16 protein-coding genes and 3 pseudogenes are annotated in these 19,599 nt (G+C 37.5%); 15 read left to right on the forward strand and 4 right to left on the reverse strand.

Annotated features, from left to right (window positions below; genetic code table 11):
• Positions 1–73 precede the first annotated feature (73 nt).
• Positions 74–415, forward strand: coding sequence for a MerR family DNA-binding transcriptional regulator (locus BQ5321_RS12545; RefSeq protein ID WP_071394814.1), 342 nt, complete (start codon positions 74–76; stop codon positions 413–415).
• Between the two features lie 134 nt (positions 416–549).
• Here BQ5321_RS12545 and BQ5321_RS12550 read toward each other — a convergent pair.
• Positions 550–2,108, reverse strand: a pseudogene (locus BQ5321_RS12550) (IS3 family transposase).
• 131 nt (positions 2,109–2,239) lie between these two features.
• On the opposite strand from BQ5321_RS12550, the gene BQ5321_RS12560 reads away from it, so the two are divergent.
• The 4 genes from BQ5321_RS12560 to BQ5321_RS12575 all read left to right on the forward strand — a co-directional run bounded on the left by BQ5321_RS12560 (position 2,240) and on the right by BQ5321_RS12575 (position 5,898).
• On the forward strand, positions 2,240–2,920 hold the full coding sequence (locus BQ5321_RS12560; RefSeq protein ID WP_071394816.1) for a zinc ribbon domain-containing protein: 681 nt from the start codon (positions 2,240–2,242) through the stop codon (positions 2,918–2,920).
• An 83-nt stretch (positions 2,921–3,003) separates the two neighbouring features.
• Positions 3,004–3,912, forward strand: a complete 909-nt coding sequence (locus BQ5321_RS12565; RefSeq protein WP_084786766.1) for a serine hydrolase domain-containing protein — start codon at positions 3,004–3,006, stop codon at positions 3,910–3,912.
• Positions 3,913–4,306: 394 nt separating this feature from the next.
• Positions 4,307–4,876: a sigma-70 family RNA polymerase sigma factor gene (locus BQ5321_RS12570; protein ID WP_071394818.1), complete on the forward strand. Its 570-nt coding sequence runs from the start codon at positions 4,307–4,309 to the stop codon at positions 4,874–4,876.
• Complete coding sequence (locus tag BQ5321_RS12575) at positions 4,873–5,898, forward strand: DUF4179 domain-containing protein (protein ID WP_071394819.1); 1,026 nt, start codon at positions 4,873–4,875, stop codon at positions 5,896–5,898. The genes BQ5321_RS12570 and BQ5321_RS12575 overlap by 4 nt, the downstream gene beginning before the upstream one ends.
• 201 nt (positions 5,899–6,099) lie before the next feature.
• Here the strand turns inward: BQ5321_RS12575 and BQ5321_RS12585 are convergent, their stop codons facing one another.
• Positions 6,100–6,474 (reverse strand): antitoxin VbhA family protein, encoded by a 375-nt coding sequence (locus BQ5321_RS12585; RefSeq protein WP_071394821.1) that lies wholly within the window; start codon positions 6,472–6,474, stop codon positions 6,100–6,102.
• A gap of 103 nt (positions 6,475–6,577) precedes the next feature.
• On the opposite strand from BQ5321_RS12585, the gene BQ5321_RS24285 reads away from it, so the two are divergent.
• From BQ5321_RS24285 to BQ5321_RS12595, 3 genes and pseudogenes are all read left to right on the forward strand, one after another.
• A complete protein-coding gene (locus tag BQ5321_RS24285; protein ID WP_159433431.1) occupies positions 6,578–6,754 on the forward strand; it encodes a hypothetical protein in 177 nt (58 codons plus the stop codon).
• A 335-nt stretch (positions 6,755–7,089) separates the two neighbouring features.
• Positions 7,090–7,905: pseudogene (locus BQ5321_RS12590) on the forward strand (lipid II flippase Amj family protein).
• A 234-nt stretch (positions 7,906–8,139) separates the two neighbouring features.
• A complete protein-coding gene (locus tag BQ5321_RS12595; RefSeq protein WP_071394822.1) occupies positions 8,140–8,508 on the forward strand; it encodes a hypothetical protein in 369 nt (122 codons plus the stop codon).
• 545 nt (positions 8,509–9,053) lie between these two features.
• Here BQ5321_RS12595 and BQ5321_RS12600 read toward each other — a convergent pair.
• Positions 9,054–10,004, reverse strand: coding sequence for a transposase (locus BQ5321_RS12600; RefSeq protein ID WP_234978398.1), 951 nt, complete (start codon positions 10,002–10,004; stop codon positions 9,054–9,056).
• 502 nt (positions 10,005–10,506) lie between these two features.
• On the opposite strand from BQ5321_RS12600, the gene BQ5321_RS12605 reads away from it, so the two are divergent.
• Entirely contained in the window at positions 10,507–10,698 is a 192-nt protein-coding gene (locus BQ5321_RS12605; protein ID WP_071392721.1) for a hypothetical protein, read from the forward strand.
• On the opposite strand, the gene BQ5321_RS12610 is transcribed toward BQ5321_RS12605, so the two are convergent.
• On the reverse strand, positions 10,673–11,236 hold the full coding sequence (locus BQ5321_RS12610; protein ID WP_452082099.1) for an IS110 family transposase: 564 nt from the start codon (positions 11,234–11,236) through the stop codon (positions 10,673–10,675). The two genes, BQ5321_RS12605 and BQ5321_RS12610, sit on opposite strands and share 26 nt — an antisense overlap.
• Before the next feature lie 62 nt (positions 11,237–11,298).
• On the opposite strand from BQ5321_RS12610, the pseudogene BQ5321_RS25200 reads away from it, so the two are divergent.
• The 6 genes and pseudogenes from BQ5321_RS25200 to BQ5321_RS12640 all read left to right on the forward strand — a co-directional run.
• Positions 11,299–11,745, forward strand: a pseudogene (locus BQ5321_RS25200) (IS66 family transposase); the annotation flags it as partial.
• 135 nt (positions 11,746–11,880) lie between these two features.
• Positions 11,881–12,195 carry a gamma-glutamylcyclotransferase family protein gene (locus BQ5321_RS12620; RefSeq protein ID WP_071394823.1) on the forward strand — a complete coding sequence of 105 codons (315 nt, stop codon included), beginning with the start codon at positions 11,881–11,883 and terminating at the stop codon, positions 12,193–12,195.
• 571 nt (positions 12,196–12,766) lie between these two features.
• Positions 12,767–15,064: a hypothetical protein gene (locus BQ5321_RS12625; RefSeq protein WP_071394824.1), complete on the forward strand. Its 2,298-nt coding sequence runs from the start codon at positions 12,767–12,769 to the stop codon at positions 15,062–15,064.
• Entirely contained in the window at positions 15,061–15,732 is a 672-nt protein-coding gene (locus BQ5321_RS12630) for an OmpA/MotB family protein (protein ID WP_071394825.1), read from the forward strand. The genes BQ5321_RS12625 and BQ5321_RS12630 overlap by 4 nt, the downstream gene beginning before the upstream one ends.
• A complete protein-coding gene (locus BQ5321_RS12635) occupies positions 15,729–16,997 on the forward strand; it encodes a hypothetical protein (RefSeq protein ID WP_071394826.1) in 1,269 nt (422 codons plus the stop codon). Before BQ5321_RS12630 ends, BQ5321_RS12635 begins: the two co-directional genes overlap by 4 nt.
• Complete coding sequence (locus tag BQ5321_RS12640; RefSeq protein WP_071394827.1) at positions 16,942–19,581, forward strand: DEAD/DEAH box helicase; 2,640 nt, start codon at positions 16,942–16,944, stop codon at positions 19,579–19,581. The genes BQ5321_RS12635 and BQ5321_RS12640 overlap by 56 nt, the downstream gene beginning before the upstream one ends.
• Positions 19,582–19,599 lie beyond the last annotated feature (18 nt).

Genomic DNA, 19,599 nt, shown 5'->3' on the forward strand with positions numbered 1-19,599 from the left:
AGTTAATCTAAATTACTTAAATTAAGCAAGTAAATATGGTACACTTCATCTACAAAGGTGAGGTGTTTTTATTATGTTCACAATTAGAGAAGCGGCGGAAATGTTAGGAGTGGCAACATCTACGTTAAGAAGGTGGGAAAACGAAGGAAAAATTAAGTCCGTTCGTACAACAGGCAACCACCGTCGGTATACTGTTGAAGAATTATCTAAAATAAAAAAAGTGAAGCCATTAAATGAAAAAATAACCGTAGGTTATTGTCGCGTTTCTTCTTCTGATCAAAGAGAAGATTTGAAACGTCAGGTAGAACTGGTGAGTATGTATTGTACGGCAAAGGGGTACGGTTTCGAAATAATAGAAGATCTGGGAAGTGGATTAAACTATAACGGTGTTTGTCAATATAGTTGTCGCATTTAGCTACTTTAGTATTCTAATAGAATTTTCCCAATGCCCTAGCTTAGTCAAGGCTACCGCGCTGCGCTTGGTGCCCTGGTGATTTGAATCGAAAGTAAAAGCTTGCTTTCAATTCAAATCACCAGGAAATATGGATCCTATGGTTTTCTTAATACTTTACCCTGTCCCTCATCTCGCATTGGATTTAGTGCTACTTTCTCATTTGGTGCCCAATTTCTTGTGCCTCTTGCCCAACGTTCTGGATGCTTATCCTTTGCGACTTCGTATACCTTTTTTCGCTTTTCCAATATAGCTAAGTGTTCTCCGGTATGACACTGCACAGGCGTCACAAAATTTAGCCCACTATGCAGGTGAATTTCGTTGTACCAATAGACAAATTGCTGTGCCCACTTTCTTGCTTCTTCTAGTGATGCAAAACCTTTATGTGGATAATCCGGTCGATATTTGAGTGTCCGAAACATTGCCTCTGAGTAAGGATTATCATTACTCACACGCGGTCTTGAAAAGGAGCTTTGAATACCTAATTTCTCTAGTAAACTTAAGAATGTTTCAGCTTTCATCGGGCTACCGTTATCTGAATGCAGCACAAGTGGTGCCCCTTGTATTTTTTCATTGATTACTGCTTTTTTCACAAGCATTTCAGCGTGCTTTGATTCTTCTGTTTCCCAAACTTCCCAGCCAACTGCCTTTCTACTAAATAAATCGATAATTAAATAGAGTCGATAATATAAACCTCTCACCGGTCCGCCAAGCCACGTAATATCCCATGTCCACACTTGATTTGGTGCTGTTGCCAGATGACTCTCAGGGACTCTTTTACCAGGTTTTTGACTACGACCGCGATGATGTTGCATTTTTTCTTCACGTAATACTCGATAAAAAGTTGATTCTGAAGCAATGTAAGTTCCTTTGTCTGCCAGCTTTGGTACAATCTGTGTCGGCGGTAAATCGACGTATTCTTTCTGCTTAATCACTGTCAGAATTTCTTCTTTTTCTTCTTCAGACAACTTATTTTTCGGTATGGGTCTTTTCGCAAATGGACGCTGATCGACTTTCACGTTTCCATCTTCCACCCAGCGCTCATATGTTCGAACACTAATATGAAGTTCCTCACAAGCCTTCGCTAATCGCGCACCATTTTGATTAGCTTCTTGGATGAGTTCAACTGCTAATGCGCGATTTGACGGGCTAATCATTCTTCCTCGTTGTCCCCCCAAATCGCTTGGGCCTTTTTTCGCAAAAGTAATAAAGCCGCAGCTTCTGCGAGTGCCTTTTCTTTCTTTTGAAGCTCTTTTTCTAATTCCTTAGCACGCTTCTGTTCTTCCTTCAGAGCTCCATTTAGCTGTTTACTTTGGTCGAAGGCCTGACCATTTGCTTGAAGGCATACCGTTTTCCATGCTTCAATTTGTTCACGATACAAACCTTTTTTACGACAATACTCGGCAAGCTCCGTTTCATTCATCGCGAACGTCTCCATCACGATTAAAAACTTATCTTGGCTGCTCCATTTATCACTTGTTTTTCCATTACCGGGAGTGGCCATACCATCTGCGCGCGCTGCCCTACGCCATTTGTACAACGTCACATCTGAAATACCCAATTCTTTCGAGATTACCGGTACAGATGGCGGCATCATTCGTTTGATAATAGCCTCTTTTTGTTCTTGCGTATATCGTGCTCCATTTTTTTCAGTCATATCGATCAACCTCCGTGTTATTTACTTAACTATAACACTAAAGTATCGTACGACATCTATCCTAACAGAGAGGGATAANAAATCATAAAAATTTCTTTGTAGCAGTAGATTACAAAGGAGTTTCCTATGAAATGAGTAAAATTTATCAAACAGAATTCTGGGATCAAAAGATTGATGAAATCAAAAGTAAAAGAGATTTTTGCGAGAGAAAATCAATCAAAATAGAAACAGAACACGGCAACGCTTACTGGCAGCCAAGCAAAAGATGGGCTCGATACAATAATACTTTGAATAAAGCGTACCATACACGACGAGAACAAATTAAAGTCGCGTTATATAGTATCGCACATTGGTTATATAATCACTACGATTTAGTGATTATTGGTGATTATACGCCTACGAATGGCACAGCTCGTTCTAAAAATATGAAAAGAAGTATGTTGAATCAAACACATATTGGTGAATTCCGTAAAATATTACAGTGGGTTGCTTCTAAACGTGGGAAACAATATAAAATGGTAAACGAAAGAAATACAACCAAAGAATGTTGTGTTTGTGGTCATAAAGAAAAGAAAGAACCGGAGGTTCGTTTGTTTATTTGTCTTTCTTGTGGACATACCATTGTTCGTGACTTAAATAGTGCCATTAATATGGCTAAAAAGATACAAATATTGTCTGGCTCGGACTGGGTGAAAAAGTGGAAGCTCGCTTGTATCACCTATGCGGTAAGGTATGATTTGTTCGCAAATCATGAGAAACCGATTGCATCCGTTAGAAATAGCGGTGCAAATAAATTGAATCCTATGGCTTGACCAAGGGAGCAAGGTTTACTGGAAAACTTGCCTCTAAGTAGTATTTAAGTAAGTTTAGGTAAATTTTGTAGAGCGGTAGACATATAGATACGCCATTCGTTATTGCGAGTATCACCAAGCTGTTCACAACCACTTGTATTTTTATTTTGAAAGAGCAGGGAAAGCTGTCATTGGATGATGAAATCACAACCTATTTTAAAAAAGACATAGTAAAGAACCTTCACGTTTACAAAGGTCAGGAGTATTCTCATAGACTTACCATCTCGAACTTATTGTTTCATACAAGTGGATTGAGGGATCTGATAGAGGAGGGGAGCAGTAAGTCGAAAAAACGTGCGATTGTTAAGGATGAACCAATTGATTTTAATGAAACCATCATAAAGACGAAGGAAATAAAACCGCATTTTGCACCAGGTAGGAGAAAACGAGCTCATTACGCAAATATAAACTTTGAAATCCTCGGAAAAATAATTGAAATCGTTACGAATTCCACATTGGAAGATGTGTATAGACAATTAATTATTGAACCTTTAAAACTCAAAAATACGTATCTCCCGACAGACGAGGATAATTTTATCCCGTATGTTTATTATAAGAACACGGCCTTTTATCGTCCGAAATTACTTAGGAGTATTCGCGCAAGTGGCGGTTGTATTTCTACGGCTCGTGAATTAATGGTATCTATCAAAGCGTTCTTTAACGGAAAGTTATTTAATCCTACTGTTTTTCATGAACTAAAAGTTAATAACCGGTTGCAGGCTTCTATGCTTCCCATTCATTACGGTGCTGGATATATGAGAGTTCCACTAACTGGTCTTGCAAATCTTTTTATGGGAAAAGGTGAGCTAATGGGTCATTCTGGTTCAACAGGTTCCTTAGCCTTTTACTATCCGGAAAAGGATATGTTTTTTATTGGCGATGTCAATCAAATGAAAAACCCAGCAACTCCTGTACGGCTGGTAATGCGGCTTGCCATGTCTATGAAAACATGAAAACATTGGGGAAGGTCTCATTGTTTACCTATTTTTTCCAACCTATATATGTATTCATGGTGAACAGTGCAGCCACTGTTCGCCATGGTAATCTTGTTCTGCTTCATCCATCATCGATTCCTCTAATTTCTCCACTTCTTCAATCGATCATTCCGTACATTTCGCTACGATTTCAATAGACATACCATTCCTCAACATCTCTAAAGCAATATGGTTCCTTCAAAGTGGCCGATAACAATTACTATTAGAGTAGAACAAATTGTAGGGTAAGAGGATTAGTATATATACTAATGGAGAATTTTTGCTTGATTACGAAAATAGTTGCGAATATTCCCCCGGTCGCTTCGTTATAGTTAATGAAAAAGCTTTTTCAAAAAATGAAGGAGAAGAATCGATGTTCGTTTCTAATAAAAATTTTATTAAACGTTTAAAGAAGCAAAAAGAAGCTGCATTGGAATATGTCATTGATGAATACATGCCATTTGTCAAAGCGATTGCACTTAAAATCTTACAGCCAATTGGAAAACGTGATTCAGTCGATGACTGTATCAATGATGTGTTTTTAGAGGTATGGAAAAACAGCCATCAATTTAATGGGAATGAGGTAGATTTCAAAAAATGGATAGGCACCATTACGAAGTATAAAGCAATTGATTACTATCGAGTCTATGAAAAACAAGCGGCACGTGAAAAACAACTGAATGAATCTGAACAAATGAGTACGCATTCGAATATACAAAAGACCCTATTAGAGCGTGAACAAAAGAGTGAGTTGCTATTTGAGCTGAGTAAACTGGATGAAATCGATCGGGATATTTTTATGATGAAATACTTTTTAGAGATGAATAATAGTGAAATTGCTTCTTCACTACATTTAACAAAATCAGCTGTCGATAATCGTTTGTATCGTGGAAAGAAAAAATTAGCGAAAAATATGAAATGGAAGGAGCAATGGATCTTATGAACGATTATAAAAAGTTACTAGATTTAAATATTGATAAAATTGAACCGGTGGAAATCAGTGAATTTGAAAAACAACGTGTGAAACAGCATGTATTAGGAACAAAAAAGAAGAAAAAGAATGGTTTTAGATACATAGCAATGGCTGCAACAATTGCTATAGGTGCCGCGGTTGCTAGTGGCTTTGCTGTCCCGTCATTTGCCTCACAAATTCCTATTTTGAATAATATTATGAATTATTTCAAAGACGAGACCTCATATAATCACAACTTTGCTGATGTAGCAACGGATATATCACAGGTTCAATCCAGCAATGGCCTATCCGTCATGATCGAGGAGGCGGTGTATGATGGGGCTTCCATTACCGTTACCTATGCGATAGAAACGACTAAGGATTTAGGGACAAGCCCTTATACGTCTGCACAGTTTCATGTCAAAGGGTCAGAGGGCATGGGTTCAACGGGTATAATTGAAAAAGTTGGGGATACCACATATGTAGGAACAGAAAAAATCACTCCTTTATTTAATGGGGATCATCCGGATATGATTGAAATTAGTTGGGAACCTCGGGCATTTGTCAATATGGAAACAAATGAATCCATTACAGGTGATTGGCAATTTGCTTTTGAAGTACAATCTTTAACAAACAAAAAAGAAGTGGTGAATCAATCGGTGTCAGAACATGGCGTTTCAGTTGTAATCAATTCCTATGAAACGAATGATTTATCGACCGTGATCTATTACAAACAATTTGTCGAAAAACACATTCTAGACGAATGGCCTGAAGTAACAGTAGAATTTTTAAATGTGAAAGATGATTTAGGCAATCTTTATCATGTGGATAGTAATGGAGGTATCAGCCGTGACAACGGATTATCCTCTGAATGGAGTAGTACGATTAAATCAATTAATCCAAATGCACAATCAATAACAATTATACCCGTTATACATTTTTCTCAGGGCTCTGGTAAAAAAGTAGAAACAAAAGAAATGGAACCCATTACTGTTGATTTAAAAGAATATTGACAACAAGGTGAGTCATGGGCGAATGGTGCCTAGTACCGTTCGCCCACTAACCCCATTCCCCGACTTGATAGTACAAAGATCTTTCTGTTGCCACTTGTTAGGGCATCCTTTATTATCGTTTCTAAATATTTGTAATTTCGTTCTTTTTAATTTGTTGATTAAAACATTCGTATTTTTATAGACATAAGGATCTTTCATAAACTATTCATCCTGTTTATAAATTTGTTTTAATTTTTCTATGATTTCGTCTGATGAAATCTCACCATGAGTTTCCTTTTCCATCAATTCTGATAATAATGGACTTGGTTTATAGACTCCATCTATCTGATTTAAATCTAATGCATATTCCCAGGATTGTCTTTTTTCCTCTAGCTGCTCTAACTTTCTAAGCCGGCTGTATATTTCTTCGTAGTATTGATAATCTAAAAGCACTTCCCCAACTACACCATTCTCTGTAATAAATTGAGGTACCTGCTTTACTTTTTTTCTTAAAGATCCAAAATTTTTTGCAGCAATCGTAGCTGGAATTAACTGATCTGCAGTAAACGTCGGTTTATCTTTTAGAGGCTCATTCACTTTCGTTTCCTCCATTTAAAATAGTTACGGATATACTTATAACATACACCATATATTACGTAACATATCGCGTATTTGGGAATTTTTGATTAGAAGGGGAAAATTGATTCAGTATTCTACAACATGGGGGATGATTATCTTTTTCCCCTGGCGAGCAGTGCCAGGCACTGTTCGCCTTTGTGATAGCCATTACCTGTCTATTCAATTGAGGGAAATCAAAAAGGTCAGTGAAGAAAACAAAGAAATATTAGAATTATTAAAACAAGAAAAAGAAAAATAAGTATTATTAGTTATTGTGCTAACGGAGTGCGATTGCAAGCTTTTTCTTTCGGGATGTTCACAGTTAATGGACGATATAGTTGTAATTTCTCAGGGAAGCAAAATAAAACACTAAATGTAAATGAAGCAAGTGAATCGAGTTTAGAGACAGTTATAACCGTAGTAGAAACGGAAATAAACTCATACATTGCGTGAGTGATAGATGAAATAGTTGGTGCAATCTCTCATTTTAAGAAGGTCCAGTAAAAGAGAACCGAAAATTAAGAAAACGAATGTATTGGATTTAAAATATGGTAAAATTAGGTATTGGATTCATTCGAAAAAGAAGGTAACAAAATGGAATTTTTAACTGAAAAACTATTATTTATTGCTTTGTTTATTTTTATCATACATTCGATAGAAACACTTGCTTATGCTGTGAGGTTATCAGGTGCAAGAGTTAAAATGATAGCGTCCGCTTTATCACTCTTTAATATAATGGTCATCTTTTCAAGATTGGATAATATGATGCAACAACCGTTCACTGGTAGTTTAATTGATACTGCTCCAAGTGAAAATACTCTAGAGTTTGTGGAAACCCAATTTCGAATTCTTATTGGCGCATCAACGGTTGGAACAGTATTTGGAATAATTCTACTTCCTACTTTTATAGCTTTATTTTCAAGAGCAATCATTCATTTATCAGCGGAAAAAGGATCTGTGCCCTCCTTAATGAAAAGGATGTTCACCTTACAGTACATAAAGCGAGGCATAACGCATCTTAATTTTCCTAAGTTTTCTTACCTACGGAATGTAAGAGGTAAGGATATTCCAATAAGACTATTTTGTATAAATATGTTAATAACCGCAATCTATACAATCGGTGTATTATCTGCATTATATGCGGCCTTATTAACTCCAGAAAGGGCTTCAACTGCAATTATGGCATCAGGATAAATTAACGGGATAGCAACAATACTATTGGTTATTTTTATTGATCCCAAGATATCTGTTATTGCAGACGATGTTGTTAATCAAAGAGGAAGTTACAATAAGCTAAAAAGTATGTCACTAATGATGGTAACCTCAAGGTTATTAGGCACAATAGTTTCTCAATTTTTGTTTATATGGGGAGCGAAGTATATAGCTTGGTTTACAAAATTCATTGTGTAAGGTTATTAGGCGAACGGTGCCAGGACTGTTCGCCTAAAGAAAATCAGATCTCTATGTTAAATTTTAAAAGATATCGTGAAATTTCTCACTTAAAGTAACGAAGCAGGTTAATTAAATAAGTCTCTGGATTTTTATGGTGAAATTTGAATGAAATGAGGGAGGTGACGATGAAAAAACTTTTTTCTTTATAAGTTTTATATATGTTGTACTTAAAATTAGAAAAAGAGGTGAAATATGAGAAAAATAGGAATTAGCATTTTAATAGTTTGTTTATACTGTTTTCCATTTGTCTATTTTTCTATGTATCAAGACTTTGCTAATCGTTCAATGTTTGGTTATTTAATAATGATTGTAGCGACCTTGCTGCTTGCATTCTTTGGAAAATTCTTTGGTAACCTAATCCCTTTTATTATTGGCAATATAGTATCTGGAATAGTTTCATTTTATTTCATCAGTGAGATGGCGGGAAACGAACGATGGGGAGTCTATTTTAAGCCACTTACTCCGAATCAATTATTAATATTCGTTAGTATTTTGAATTTGATTCCTCAGTTCCTCGTTATGATGTTAGCAAATAAATATAAAAATAAAGTTCAAGATTAATTTAATTGGGAGGGAGTAACTTCTAATTCAAAAAAGTAACTCATTTTAAAGAAATATCAACAATATTGATCAACATATCCAAGATAAGAAAAAATAAATAATCAGTATATCCGAGGATAATACAGCGAATTGTAAAGGCGAACGGTGCCAGCGTATAATGGTAAATTAGTCAAGCGTGAAATTTATCAAAAAAAGGCCGACCTAAAGTAAAACTAGGGTTTCCAATTTTTGGAACTAGTTCAACTATCACAGAGTTTTTATATAGAGCTCCTCTAGAACGTGAAAGGATCTTGCGTTTTCATCTTGCAGAGGATACAGCCTAGTGAATATAAACTTAGTTTTCACGTATTATTCGTACTTGCAGGACAAGATCCATAAGGCTGGCACACGAGGTCTATGCCTCAGGCACGAGGTACAATGTGATCTAACGTCCTAGAGGAGCTCCATTTAAATAAAATCAAATCTAATTAAGAGTCTACTTTACTTACATAAATTAATATTGTAATAGGCACAAAAGGGTAGAATTTTTGAAATAAACACATAGTCTAGGCAATCTGGGAACTTGTTGAGATGACAAACCTTTCATAGAATTGTTTAACATTGGCCTTGTACAGTTTCTTTCGTAATTGTTTGTATAAAACGTAGTCAGGTTGGTCTGTACGATATAATGTTTGGTGTTTGATCATTGAAAAAGCTAGACGAATCATTCGGTTTCCTAGAGCGATATACGCCTGACCTGGAAGTTTTCCACGATCTCTTAATGCCGCATACTTCTGTTTCATTTCAGGGTTGTTCATAGACAGGGATTTTCCCACTTGATATGTTATATTTCGAAAGGTTCGCCTTCCTTGCTTAGATATCGCATGATAAGAGGGCTTTTTCCCTCCCGATTGCTTAACGATAGGATTCGTTCCTGCCATTTTAATTAGCTGCCCTGCATGGTCGAAATCAGAAATATCCCCCATCTCGGCATATAGTTCTGCTCCAGTGACAACTCCAATTCCGGGAACACTAAGGATGACGGCTCCGTCCGTTTGAACAAATAAATCTTCAATTTTTCTTTCTAATAATTTAATCTGCGTATCCAACATATCTAGTCGATCTAGACTTTGAATAAGTAAAAATTGTTCGACTTCTAATTGTTCTTTCGCTTGAGAAATGGAATGTTTTGCGTAATCAAGCAGACAATCAATGGTTTGTTCGCGCAACTTAAGATTTACTTGTTTTGAAAGGGCTCGTAATCCCTTTTTTCCAAGGGTAAGGATGTCACTTGGATGGAGACAATGACGCATAAAATAGAGTGAAGACTTTCCCCAGAAATCCGAAAAAATTTGTACATGTTTACGCTTTCCATTTATCCATACACTTTTCCCTTGAAACTCACGAAATATATGGTCCACATACACACGAATAAGATTTTTTGTAGCCGTTTGTTCTTGGACTAACTCACGACGGGCACGAGTCAATTTTTGTAGTCTGTGAACGGTGTTTGTCAATATAGTTGTCGCATTTAGCTACTTTAGTATTCTAATAGAATTTTCCCAATGCCCTAGCTTAGTCAAGGCTACCGCGCTGCGCTTGGTGCCCTGGTGATTTGAATCGAAAGTAAAAGCTTGCTTTCAATTCAAATCNTGTTCGCAACGATACGAGACTGCGATTCGTTGAGGAAGGAAATGCAAAAGAGAAATTTATTGGTTGCAACACTAATAGAGAATAAAATCTAAACATGGATAAAAAATAGTTGATATATACACACCAACCAACATTCAAAATTTAATCACTCGTTGTGTTCCCTCGCACATATTATCTAATTCGAACTCGATTCATGCGGAGTATGTAGCACAGCTTGTAAGGAAAGAACACTAAAGAGTCGTATTCATTTAAAGAATCGGCTCTTTTTACTATCTAATAGTAAGCCCGTATTCAAACGACGCATATAAATAGAGCTGCACCTCCTGTAATATGATCATATCAATATTAAAGGGAGGTGCTTTTCATATGCCAGATCAAAAACTGACTATTGTTCCCGTTACACTTCTTCCTGAAAATAAAAGTAACTCCGTGTCACCACCAACCAGCTCTTCCTCTAGCATCTGCACAATCAAAACGGCAAATGCGGAAATCCTCTTTTATAATGGTGTAGACGAGCACATCATCCTAACAATCATGAGGGAGTTGAAGCATTGGTGAAACATNGAACATCTCCACTAGGGAGCTCATTAGATGTCCCCCGCCCATGAATAATCGACTGAAGTATAGCCATCAAATCTAAGTTATCTGTCTTTGACCAGTTTAGAAGAGCTTCTCGTTCCCTAGCTGTGGTCGCTGCATTCAAGATACGGACATGAAAAGCTTCGGAATAACACTTTCTTACTAGTGCCTCATAATAATGCCCTGTCGTTTCAACCCCTACAACTACCTTCATATCGTTGTGAACAATCGCTGTTTGGATTTGTTTTTTTAGTACCTCAAAACCAGTTAAGGAAGCATCAAACTCAAATGGTTTTACTATTATGTCGCCATAAAATGTAGAGATCATGGCCTTATGTGTATATTTCGCTGCATCTACTGCCACCAGTAATAAATTCTCTGTACCTGTTTCCCTAATAAATTGTGCCCATCGACTTCCGTTTTTGCCCTGAATATGATTGAATAAGTTATAAGCCATCATTTTCATCTCCTTGTGGTAGGGAATTGTAGTTGGAAGTTCTGTGATAGGTACTTCCATTTTACAATGAAAACGGTGGCCTTTTTTTATTTACTTATAACTATTTACTATACTAGGCACNAAGTAAGCGCAGAAAAAAACGACAAAAATACTCAAGGCCAATCCTTGAGGAATTTCTAGACTGGGTTGAAAAATCCCCATTCTTCGGCAAAAATGCGCTTGCGAAGGCAGCAGAATATACCTTAAACAGAGCGAATGGTTTAAAAGCATTTTTGATGGATGGTCGTATTGAAATTGATAATAATCCAGCTGAAAATGCCATCCGTCCAAGTGTAGTGGGCCGAAAGAACTGGATCCACTCAGTAAGTGAGGCTGGCGCAAAGGCCAATGCCATCTGTTTAAGTATTGCAGAAACTGCAAAAGCAAATGGTGTGGATTTTTATCGCTATCTATTGAAGTTACTGACGGATTTACCTAATCTAGATATCTATCAACAATCGGATATTTTAAATCAATATATGCCTTGGTCAAAAATGATCCAAGCTGAATGTGGAATTAACATGAAATAGCCGTACATCTGACAAAAAAAGTCATGATATACGGCTATTTGTCATGCATACCGGAAAGGTGCGCTTATTTTTATAATTCGGGCTTACTCATTAAAAACCAACATTGTTTACGAAAACAGCCTTAATAAAAAAGGAGTGGCAAGCATTATAGAAGGGCATGACAGCTTTGTTGAAGGTATTCTTTGGACAGTGTTACCAGATGATGAAAATACGTTAGATCGTTATGAAGGGGTATCGGCAAATATTAATAAAAAAACAAAAGTTGTTGTCAGAAATTCTGAATTCGATAATAATGAACCAGCGCTGGTCTATATAGCTACGGAAAGTAACTATGGTAATGCGCGTATGGGGTACTTAGAAAAAATTGTTGGTGCAGCGAAAAGGTTTGAATTTGAGACTGGATATATTGAAGAAGTTAATACTCGGTTTAATGGAGAGCATAATAGTTAGTTCTACCTCGTTGAGATGGTACTGTGACTGCGATTGATTGATGGAGTGATGAGAAATCTATATGTGACTTCTATGAATTGTAAGGAAACGTAACTGCGTTACAATTGAGAGATGAAAATGAATAATTATTTTACTGAATTATTTTCTAAACTCTGATACAAAGTAACTATTAAATAAATGTTTAAATGGAACATCTTTTCATATAAAAGGCTTTAGGAGAATTATCCGAAATACTTGCATAGACTGACATCTTGTTCGACCCCGACCACCGGAGTCGAACAGTAACATATCGCAAAAAAAGTAAATATATCCTTTTAATGACTAACAACCGACTACTAAGACTCTCCTAAGTAATTTCCTCCCCAGCAATACATTTATTCCCCTTAATACACGACTGAACATTCCCAACCCACCCAAACACAACTACCAAACCTCTCCACAACTGGAAATAAAAATCCATCATCCAATATATATACGAAATAAAGTTTATGATACGATAGTAATAGTGCTTATTAACTATAAATATAACAATTAATTGACAAATGACATAAACCAAAAGGGTGGTTCTGTATTGTATCCTTTATTTGAAAATATTTTTTCAGCGATTCAAGAAATGGGAACCAATGGATTTACCAATATTTATCTATTGATTCAAACGGGTGTGGCTGTAGGATTGGCTGCTGTTCTTTATTTCTTTATTTCGAAAGAAACTCAGGCAATGAAAAAGGTAAGGAGCGCCATGGGTACTTTAACAGATAGCGATGGGGTTGACCAACAAATCCATGCTATTTTTAAGGATTTGAAAGGATCGAGATATAAAAAGCTGTGGGAACGCTACTATAACCGTGTTAAAACGAAAGATGAGGATGAGAAAATTAATATTGATTCCTTCTTCAGTGAAGATGTTCTGTTCCACCAAATGGGCTATCGTCCATGGATGGATATGGGAGCGGGGTTGTTTGTTAGTATCGGTGTTCTTGGTACCTTTATTGGACTCTCAGCAGGTCTTTCTGATTTGAATGTAGGGGACACGGAATCATTACGCACAGGGATTGGGTCTCTTTTAGAAGGAATGAAAGTGGCCTTTTACACGTCAGTATGGGGTGTCTTTCTTTCTTTACTATGGACGTTTTATGATCGATTTATCGGCCACTCTCTTGAGCTTCAAATTGATTGGCATGCGGAAAAATTAGATTACCTGTTAAGTACAGAAGATGAAGAGTTATTTTTGAACCGCCTGGAGAAAATATCGAGAAATCAAGCAGACCATCTAAAAACATTACTGACCGATGCGATGGAACGGGCGATGCAGCCGATGGTCGCGCAAATTCAACAATCGCAAAATCATGTTCAGGATGCGTTTCATCAATTAAGCCATCAATTTGAAAACATAAATCATGGTATGGAATCACAATCCAAGTTATTAGAATCACAAATTGAATTGACGCAAAAAAATAGTGTGGATTTAACGGATCGACTAGTCGACCAAATTACAGGCGGAACTGAAGAATCGATTACGCAATTTAGTCAATTAATCCATGATACACAGACAATGCAGCAAAATATGATGAGTACATTAAATCAAGTGGTAGACAGTTTCTCGATGATGCATCAGCAGCAAAATGCGACAAGTGAAAAGACAGAAAGAGTGTTCTCTCGTTTTGATAGGCTATCCCAAGAGCTTGAAGCAATGGGAGGAAGCTATCAACAGGCCCATTCTTATATGGCTAACTTAAGTGAACAAATTCAAACGGTACAGAACCTAACACTTGAGCAGCTGCCCGTGCAGCAGGATGTATTAAAGAGCAATAAGCTGCTTGCGGAGAAATATGAAAAAGTGACGCAAGGATTTAGTGAGTTTAACGAAAAAGCAGAATCCAAGCACGAGGAGCTGCTGACTAAACTCATCACCATCTCATCAGAAATGTCGACGAACTATCAAGGAATTTCTTCTGGATTTAAGGATTCCTTAGAAGTTCAAAAGCAGGCATTGGTGGATTCAAATCAATTATTAACAAATGCTCAACATATTGTGGATTCGATTGTGAGCATTTCGCCGCAGCTTGACCATATTCTCAATAGTATCGAAACCCTTTCCGATCACTTAAACGAAGCCCAAACGATTCAAAATCAACTGTTGCCGGTGCAGCACGACATAGCCAAAAGCAGCAATCAGCTGGCTCAGAAATACGATCATCTAACGGACGGCTTTAACGAATTCAATGAGAAAATCGAAAGAAAGCATCTAGAGTTGATTGATCAAGTGACAACCGTTTCTGCCACTATGACAGAAACCTATAAAGAAATGACGGATAATTTTAAACAAGCATTAGCATCACAAGAGCATTCATTACATGAATCCGACACGCTACTGCGGAGTGTGAAAGAGGCTGTATCAAATCTACTTCCTGTGGCACCTGAGCTAAGAGAGGTCGTTGGGAATATTGATGTTCTTCGAGCACAATTAGAAAAAGCCCAGCAAATGCAGAACGACTTATTACCAGAAATTGTTTCGATGAGAAAGGATACCAATACAGTCATTCAAGATGCAATGATTTCAACGGGATCTTTTGTGAATGAAATAACGAGCCAGGTTCAAATGCTGCAATCACATTGGAATACTACTAAAGAACAATTTGCTGCCACAAGAGAAAACTTGGATTCTTCTGTCAAGGACTTTGGCGAAAATATTGATCATGGCCTAAGTAAAACCTTTGAGCATGTGGATCGAACTCTTACGAAAGCTGTTTCAGAGGTTAGCAATCTAGTGAATCAATTTAGTGACGTACAAGGGGAATTACTAGATGGCTTGGAAGAATTAAGTGACGTAATTGTTAAAACTAGACCAAAAGAAGTGATGCAAGGATGAAACGTCGTCACAAATCCGAAGTCAATTACTGGCAGTCCTATGCAGATTTAATGAGTGCCATGTTAATGGTATTTGCTCTTCTTTTAACATTAGTTATCTTAGATATTCGTGAAATTCAAGAGCAGCAGGAAGAGAAAATTGAAGAAGTCGTGAGTGTAAAAAGTGAAATCATTAAGGCGTTAACAGAAGCTTTTTCTGAGTCCAATGTTTCGATTGACATTGACCAGCAAACAGGAGCCATCCGTTTCCCTGGAAGTGTTTTATATGAGTATAATTCCGCCGCCCTATCACCAGCGGGGAAGGATTTCTTGAATCAGTTTGTGCCGAATTATTTAGATATTCTGCTACAGGATCGCTTTAAGGATGAAATCTCTTCTATTATTATTGAAGGTCACACCGATAATAGCGGGACGTACTTGTATAATATGAAACTTTCTCAGGAGCGAGCTTATTCGGTTCTGGATTATATTTATAATGAAGAAATGCCTGACTTTCATGTTCGTGAATTATCAAAGGAATATGTCACAGCGAATGGCCGTGGCTTTACGAGCCCTCTAGAAGATAGCAATGGACAGTATAGTCCTGAATTATCACGAAGAGTTGAATTTCTATTCCGTCTAAAAGATGATGAAGCAATTGAAGCCATCGACAAGTTGGTGAATCAATGAAATATGAATATCACATGTATAGCCTTGAGTCATGGTTAAAAGAGAATAAACAGTCTAGACTTTCCATAAAAGATGATCATCTAACAACAGATTATGTCGGGAAGCTTGAGAGGCTTGAAAACGAATTTAACCAGTTAGCTGTTGAAGAATTCGATCAATGGGCAGAATCAAAAACACGAAAAATAAAAAGATATATTCCCTACCTATATAAAAAGGATTTAGATGAGCAGCGAAAGTCCAAGCTGCTCCATTTTATCCATCATCAGGTGGAAAAGGACCATCGCTATTTTCGTGTTACAGTGGATGTTCTTTATCAATCCCTAGATACAGACAATCTGTGGCCTATAGTAAAGAAGGCATACCAATTAAACAAGCCACAGGTTAGCCGAAGGATGGAGGAAGAACAAGCAAAAAAGTGGCAAGTCTTCACACGCGAGGAAAATCCGATTCTTTTTCTGGCAAAGGCAGCCGCCAACAGCGCATTAAGTTTTATCGAAGAATTAAAGACATTTTTTTTGACGGAAAATCTACCATTCTTTCAATCTGTTTTCTTAGAAGGCTTAAAAGGAGCCGATGAAGCCTTTTTTATTCGAGAAAAAGCGTTATTCAAAAGCTTCTTCGTCAGCTCCTCGATTATCGAACAACAACAAATGGCTGAATCCTTAATTCAAAGATGCAAACTCAACCATGTGAAACCGCTGGGATTATTAGTTTATGAAAAATTAAAAATCTACCGACGGAAACCGATGCTCTGGAAGCATGTGGGTGAGGAAGAAAAGAAACGTTTTGCGAAGTGGGTTCTAACACTTGAGATTAAAGAATTCTTTGATCAAGTCAATAAAAATCACGAGCGCTTTCAGTATTGGAAGAAATTTATTGTGAAATTAGAAGATGCGGTCGTGATTGATAAAAAGAAAACGTTGATTCTCTATTTTGAGGATGTCGTGATAATGGAAGTGCTGGCAACAGGCGCTGTGTATGTGTATGAAATGAGTGTCTTTAATCGTCACTTCCAACACAAGGTTGATAAGCTTTTGGATGATCGCGAGAAACCTAGAAGAGTGTTGGAAAAAGAACCGGATTTAAGCCGGGAAGATGTTAGAGATCAAGATTTGGTCTATCAATATGGCCGTTTGTCACACCATCGTGGCTGGCAGCATGTGTTTGACCATTGGCTGAAAAGTAACCTAGGTTGGGAGGTAGAGGCAGATGTTCTTCAGAAGGAAGCAGACAGAGATGAAGGTTATTACGATACCTTCGATTGATGGAATACTGATTGAATTTGTTCGAAAGCATGGACGGAAGGAAACCCATTTTTCCTTGCCGTTATCTAAAGAGGAGATTGAACAATCCTACCGGTTACCTGGCTTTATGTCCTATGTTTCTTGGGAAGAATTAGCAGAATCAGGCTTTATCGAAAATGGTATACTTTCCTATGATTCCTATTATCAACTGCTGCAATCAGATGAAGGACGTACTGCCTTACAATCTCTCATCCTTCCAGTTGACCCTGTAGAGGTGACAGGCGAACTACGCTTAGATTCTACTCCTGACCAAGCCGAACTTTCTCTAAAGTTGATGCTGGAGGACGCTAGTAATTTAGATCGGGTTGGTACAGCGTATGGTGCTATGTATCAAATGGACGATGAATTGCTGCTTCTGCCTCAAAACGTATACGAGTTAAAAAAAGCCATCAATCGTGAAGAACTGACTGGTTATCAAAAAATAGGGATATGCCAGCAGCTCGCTCGTGAAGCAGGTATTTCTTTAGAGAATTTCCTTGAGAATGAGACCTATCATGTGATTGATCACTATGACTTAGAGGTCAAGGTTCATGCGCCTGATCATATTGAAGTGTTACCCATTGGCGTGAGCGAGGAAGAAACCTATGCTCTAAATCAGCTCAGTCAACCAATGACAAGCTTTAAAAAGGGGATGAAACGGAATCGATTTGTTCGTACAGAGGAAGTTAGTGAAGATATCACGAAGCTAGCAGCCAAACGCCATATAACAGGGGAAGAAGTGCCATTATTTTTCGAAAATCCGTCTGCTGTCTTGCCTGAGCATGATTATCAAATTGACTTGGAATTATTTTCAGAGCGGGTGAAAGGCTTGATTCCGATTCAGCATGTTCGACCCATTTATAATCAGGAATCAAAAATGAATTGGTTTGGAACCGATGAAAATGCGTCAGATGACACCGTCAAGGCCTATGAACCGGAATTTCTAAAAGGCTTAATGGAGCAGCATCCAAATGAGCAATACGCTTTCCACGAGGGAAAATGGTATTATCTAGACCCGATTATGCGAAAAACACTGTTAGATCTTCCATCAGATGAAGAAGCAGGGTATAGTAAAACGTTCACCTTAGATATTCGTGATAATGAAAATGAATTAGAATACCAGCTAGCTGAAAATGCGGACAAGGCATTTCAGCAATATCCTGTATCAAATAAGCTGTGTGCAAACTTATTTGAGCATCAGCTTCAAGGGTATCAATGGCTCTGTCATCTTTATGAGCAGGGGAAGGGCGGCTTGCTTGCGGATGATATGGGTCTAGGAAAAACGATTCAAGTGATTGCTTTTCTTCTAAGGCAAAAAGAACAAAATCGCTTGAAACCAACCCTTATTGTCCTTCCGATTGCTTTAATTGAAAATTGGTTGGAGGAAATACAAAAGTTTGCATCGCTATTAAATGAGAGCCTTTACGTTCACAAAGGCAGTAGTAGACTTAAATCGGCTGAGCAAATTGCCCAATATGAAATTATTTTAACGAGTTATGATACGCTAAAAATTGATCAGTTGATTTTAGGAAAAATTGACTTTCAATCGATTATTTGTGATGAAGCACAAAATATGAAATCCCATTCTAGCCAGCGTTCGCGGGCATTACGAGCGATGAAATATGAGTTTCGTCTCGCTATGACCGGAACTCCAGTCGAAAATAGCTTAGAAGAGCTGTGGTCGATTATGGATTTTGTTCAACCTGGCCACTTAGGCTCGTTAAAAGAGTTTAGAAGAAAGTATATGGAGCAGGCTGACTATGAAGGTTTATTGAAAGAGATTAAACCTTATTATTTAAGAAGAACAAAAGCCGAGGTATTGGATGACAGGCTTCCGAAGAAAACCATTCTCGACCCTATTTATATAGAAGCAGCAGGTGTTCAAAAGCAAATCTCACAAAATATGCTGCTAACGAAGGAAACCGGTCAAATTGCGATTTTAAATATGCTGACAAAGCTAAGACAATTATACGGTCATCCTGGAGTCGTAATCAAAGATTACGAGAATCTGTCTTATAAAGAAATTCCTAAAGTACTTGCTTTAATAGATTTGATTGAAGGCATTAAAGTGAAAAATGAAAAGGTGTTAATTTTTACAGAGTTCCGCGGAATTCATTCGATTTTGAAAAGATTATTTATGAGCATGTATGGAATTTCCATCCCTGTGATTGATGGCCAAACGAAAAATAGGCAATCGGTGGTAAAACAGTTTAATCGTGAGCCTGGATTTGGCATCATGCTGTTATCACCGAAAGCAGCGGGAGTGGGGTTGACGATTACGAGTGTCAATCATGTCATTCACTATACAAGATGGTGGAATCCTGCTGTTGAAAATCAAGCAACAGACCGTGGGTATCGTATTGGACAAACAAAGGATGTTTTTGTCTACCAATTGATTACTACAGACAAGCAAAACTTCCCACAGGGGACGGTAGAAGAGCTTATGCATGAGCTGTTAGAAAGCAAACGGGAACTCGCTGAAAACGTGATCATTCCTTTCGATTACTCGGAGATTCAAAGTATGGTTATGGAAAAGATGGGGATGGCGAAGGAGCAGTATGTCTAACTTTCAAGGGGAGTACTA

Origin of the sequence: Bacillus tuaregi (assembly GCF_900104575.1) — a bacterium.
Classification (GTDB): domain Bacteria; phylum Bacillota; class Bacilli; order Bacillales; family Cytobacillaceae; genus Bacillus_BD; species Bacillus_BD tuaregi.